Raw genomic sequence first — 3814 nt, 5'->3', positions numbered from 1 at the left:
TGTGTGACTATGTGTCTTTACCCATAAAAGAGATGCCTGAAGGGCTTGTAACTGTTATTCTGTAAGGCTTTCATAGGGTTCTTGCGTCAACTTCTTTCGGAAAATCTCGAAATGTTTTGAGAGAGAACTTCTATCCGTATGAATCACTTGTTTACTCGTTCCATTTGCTTCAGTTTCTCAGGTTGACGCGCTATGTGCAGATCTCGGTTCAAGAGAGGCAAATTGAAAAAACCTCCACTGTAAGCAGAGTTATCACAACTGCTCCGAGCAACGCGGTCAAGGCAAAAAACCTCTATAGCTCGGCGTAAAACTTCAGGATCTTCAGCGCCCTAAAGTCAACCACTTGGATGACTTTCCCTTTTCTTCAACGGCGACAAGCATCTTGTCATTGAATGAGTTCTGCATCTTCCAGAGCCCTTCTTTGTTTCTCTTACCCGAAACGATTCCGATTGCATCCTCAAGCCTGGAATCTCTGATTCTAAGCTCGGCAAATATCTCCAGCAATTCCAGAACATCCGTCTGATACATCAGGGGAAAGCCGAATCTCAGCCAACCGGGCTTCGCTACTTTCTCCAGATCGTGACTCTTCTTGTAGATATGGTGTTTCAGGAAGTACTCTGCGAGCTCTTCTATCTTCTCGTCTATCTTCCTGTTCCGTTTCTCCTCCGGAATCGCAGCTAGAGCCTTCAAAGCCTTAGCTACGCCCATGTGGCATGAATGCCGTCCCCAGCATGCTTCATATCTCTCGTATACCTTTCCGGAAGGAGGCTCCGCAATGCCGTCATCGGCCCGCTGAAAGGCACATATCCAGCCGATCGCCTTCTGAACTCTCTCATCCTCAAGGTAGCCGAGCCTTATGAGCGAATAAACCATGTTTCCCGTAAGACAGGGGATTACTCCACTCGGGAGGCCAGCCTTATTCTTCGCACTTCGAGTATATGAAAAACCCCCTTGCTCAACATCCTGAGAGTGACTCAATATGAACTCACAGGCCTTCTTGACTCTCTCATCATTCGGATCTGCCCTCATCTCTGCCAGAACGATAAGATTCCAAACGGTTCCGCGATACTTATCTGTGTAGAACCTCTCTTGTTTTCCCCACGAACCGTCATAGTTCTGGAGGTCGAGGAGGGCAAGAACAATGCCGATCTTCATTATCGATTCTTTCGCCCTCGCGACTTTTCCGTCTTCTTCTGATAGACCCATGAGATCTGTCAAGGTCAAGTATCTTATAGTAGGATTCTCCTCTTCAAGAAGCCAGCTTATTACATTTTCCTTCATAGCACCACCCCCAATACTATTATTGCTTATAAGCCGGTATTTGGAGCTTCTTGCGCGACCATTTGCACAAAGGGCGGAATAGTGACTTCAAATGTTCTCTTTATCGAAAGAATCAGACCGTTTTCCCTCTGACTATGCCTGCCTTTCTTGCCGACTGATTTGCTGGACCGCTATGTGTTCTCTCGTTTCTAAAGACAACAAGATCGGCCAATGACTTGCTTACATCGACATATCGGGAACAGGAGAATTGAGTAGCCTACGAATCCAAGCGAAATGGGCCTGTCTATTAGATGGCATGAAGGCTTTAGATAGCCAATCTGGTATCATAAGGATAGGTAATTGTTAGAGGTGTGCTATGGAGATACGAAGAATTGACAGCTCGTACAAAGACAGAATCGTAGAGATCTTTCTTATGTCGTTCGAATACTTCGAACCGGAAGAGAGCGAGTTCTTCTTCTCAGATCCTTCCCTCTGGGAATATGTCTGGGGCGCATTCGACGAAGAGAAGTTAGTTGCTTCATACATAAGCTACAAGTACCTTGCAAGGATCCGATCAAAGATCTTTGAATGCAGATATGTTGAAGCCGTTGCAACTCTTCCCGAATACCGTAACAAAGGTATAACAAAGGCGATCCTCCTGAAGGACATAAAGGAGGCTGTAGAAAATGGAGTCACTTTCATAATGCTCGATCCCTTCAAGCATGACTTTTACGTCAGGCTGGGATTCGGGCTTGGCTTCGAGAGCCTTGAGTTGACTTTCGATTATTCTCTTCTTTCAGATGAGCTAAAAGACGACAGTCTCAAGCTAGTTTCTGGCAAGCTTCTAAACAATGAAGAGATGAAAACGCTAATTGAAGAGGCCCGGAAAATACTGTGGGAGACCTCTCGCTACACCGAGGCGCTGGAAATAGACGCTTGCAGCCAGGAGATATTCCAAAAGAAGGAGTTGTTTGGAGCCGTAGCCATCGACGACAAAAACTCACCTCATGGAATGATGGTCTACAGCAAGAAGGAGAGAAAGATGCTTATAGAGAGCTTCTCCTTCATCGATCTTGCTGGATTTTATGCGCTCAAGAGGTTCATACTAAATCATAGGGACCAGATCGCAACTTTCAAAATGAGGACAATGCCGCCAGATTTTCCAATAGAACTCTTCTTCCATTCGAGATGGCAGGCTGGAAAAGAGCTCAAGATGATAGATGCCTCATCACGGATGGTAAGAATTCTCGACCCGCTTCCAGTCATTTCGAAGCTAATGGATAACTCCGTTCGCGGAAGTGTTGTTTTGAAGGTGAGAGACGAATTACTATCCAAAAATAACTGTAAAATCCTTGTAGGAGACGGCAAAGCAGAGATAACTGAAGCCACAGAGGATTTCCAGATAGCGATTTCGGACCTCGTTCCACTTTTGACAGGCAGGCTTTCGGCCACCAGGCTTTGGAGACTTGGAAGGCTCCTGGCCGGCTCGTGGAAGAACATCCCCTGGGGAATCTCTGAAGTTCCGGAGAAGGTTAGGATTCTCGAATCGATCTTCCCCGAAATCATAACGCACAATGCTGTGTAAGAGGCTTCCAGCTGATTGATTTGAAGAGGTGACCTGAATGAGAGGAAAGCCGGTAACAGTAGAAGAATACAGTACTGCTTGGCCTAGACTGTTCAATGAGGAAGCCGAGCGGATTTCTGCCTCACTAAGTGAGCTGCGAAAAACGATAGAACACATAGGAAGCACGGCCGTTCCGGGGCTTAGGGCAAAGCCGGTTATCGACATAATGATTGGCGTATCATCACTTGAGCAAGCCGACACCTGCGTGCCATTCATTGAAAGAACGGGCTATCTTTACAGACCCGAGCACGAGGATTCAATGCCGGAGAGAAGATACTTTGAAAGATCCGGCAGTGAGATTGACTACCACGTACATATGGTCGTTTTCGGGAGCAAGTTTTGGAGAGACCACATCTTCTTCAGGAACTATTTGCGCGAAAACCCAGAGGCCGCACAACAATACGCCGATCTCAAAAAAGAGCTTGCCGAGAAGTTCAGAGACAACAGAGGAGCTTACACAAGTGGTAAGGCTGAGTTCATTCAGGGGATTATGAAACGACAGAAAGACTGACTTCGCACATTGCTTCGAATAAGACTCCGTTTGACAAGGCGCAAAAACCATCAAAAGAGTAGGCAGCCTGGAAACAATACTCTGAGCTAAAGAAAGTCTAGCAGAAACTGTAGAAGGAAAAGGCGCAGTCTTTTTGGTTTGACTTTCGAAGAGTTTATTGGCAACGAACGACGTCTGCCGCCGTGAAATTAGTCCTTCTGGGGATTACGTCGAATTTTGAATATTCGTGTCACACTTAGTATAATTCACATGAACATAAGAATATGACACTTTATACTTGCAGTTAACTTTGATAAATTCGAAATACTCGGAATAGATAAGAAACAAGTAGCTGGCGATGGCATCCTTTAGCTCCGTCGATCACTGATAAGCGAAGAACGCCACAGGATCGACAGGAGTAATGGAATTGAGTTCTTCCA

The 3814-nt window shown here is 45.8% G+C and carries 3 protein-coding genes; 2 read left to right on the top strand and 1 reads right to left on the bottom strand.

Annotation, left to right across the window (positions count from 1 at the left end; genetic code table 11):
* Positions 1-321: 321 nt before the first annotated feature.
* Entirely contained in the window at positions 322-1281 is a 960-nt protein-coding gene (locus ENN47_07070; GenBank protein HDP77929.1) for a nitrogen fixation protein NifH, read from the bottom strand.
* 355 nt (positions 1282-1636) lie between these two features.
* On the opposite strand from ENN47_07070, the gene ENN47_07065 reads away from it, so the two are divergent.
* Together ENN47_07065 and ENN47_07060 are read left to right on the top strand one after the other, a co-directional pair.
* A complete protein-coding gene (locus ENN47_07065) occupies positions 1637-2845 on the top strand; it encodes a GNAT family N-acetyltransferase (protein HDP77928.1) in 1209 nt (402 codons plus the stop codon).
* Between the two features lie 37 nt (positions 2846-2882).
* A complete protein-coding gene (locus ENN47_07060) occupies positions 2883-3395 on the top strand; it encodes a GrpB family protein (GenBank protein HDP77927.1) in 513 nt (170 codons plus the stop codon).
* Positions 3396-3814 lie beyond the last annotated feature (419 nt).

The sequence above is a fragment of the Mesotoga infera genome (assembly GCA_011045915.1).
GTDB lineage: Bacteria > Thermotogota > Thermotogae > Petrotogales > Kosmotogaceae > Mesotoga > Mesotoga infera_D.
This window is presented reverse-complemented; position numbering and strand designations above follow the sequence as displayed.